This window comes from Staphylococcus ureilyticus (genome assembly GCF_002902235.1).
GTDB classification, from domain to species: domain Bacteria; phylum Bacillota; class Bacilli; order Staphylococcales; family Staphylococcaceae; genus Staphylococcus; species Staphylococcus ureilyticus.
Window position 1 is genome coordinate 1 of the sequence record NZ_PPRL01000183.1, and the last position, 731, is coordinate 731.

1 protein-coding gene is annotated in these 731 nt (G+C 37.1%); it reads right to left on the reverse strand.

Annotated elements, in window-relative coordinates:
- Window positions 1-153: 153 nt before the first annotated feature.
- A partial coding sequence (locus CD150_RS13625; protein WP_206185653.1) for an LPXTG cell wall anchor domain-containing protein occupies window positions 154-731 on the reverse strand: 578 nt, incomplete at its 5' end.

Below are 731 nucleotides of genomic sequence, written 5' to 3' on the forward strand. Positions count from 1 at the left end.
GTATATACACATTACGCGCAATTAATAAACTATTCAAAATAAATCAAACTCAATTTATCGTCAGTTTTATTTAAACAATAATTAGATAGTAAAAAACCTGAGACTGCATATGTCTCAGGTTTCTTTATTCAATAATATTTTATAATTTATTAATTATTTATCTTCTTCATTTTTTCTACGACGTTTGAAAACTAGTAATAACGCACCAAAACCTGCAAATAATGAACCAAATAAAGTACCTTTATTAATTTCATCTTTTCCTGTTTCAGGTAATTCAGCTCTATTATCATTAATTTTTCTAGAGTTATCGGAACGATCATTTACTATTTTTGAAGTTTGATTTTGTTCTAACTCTGAAATATGATCGCGTTTAGATGGTTGGCTTATATCTGAACTTTCTCCTGATTTCGATTCTTGAGTATTTGAGTTTCCTTCTGTACTTGGATTTTCTCCCGTACCTGGATCTTCTCCTGTGCCTGGTTCTTCTCCTGTGCCTGGTTCTTCTCCTGTACCTGGTTCTTCTCCTGTACTTGGATCTTCTCCTGTGCCTGGGTTCTCTCCTGTGCCTGGTTCTTCTCCTGTACCTGGGTCTTCTCCTGTACCTGGGTCTTCTCCTGTACCTGGTTCTTCTCTCGTACCTGGTTCTTCTCCTGTACCTGGATTTTCTCCTATACCTGGATTTTCTCCCGTACCTGGTTCTTCTCCCGTACCTGGTTCTTCTCCTGTACCTG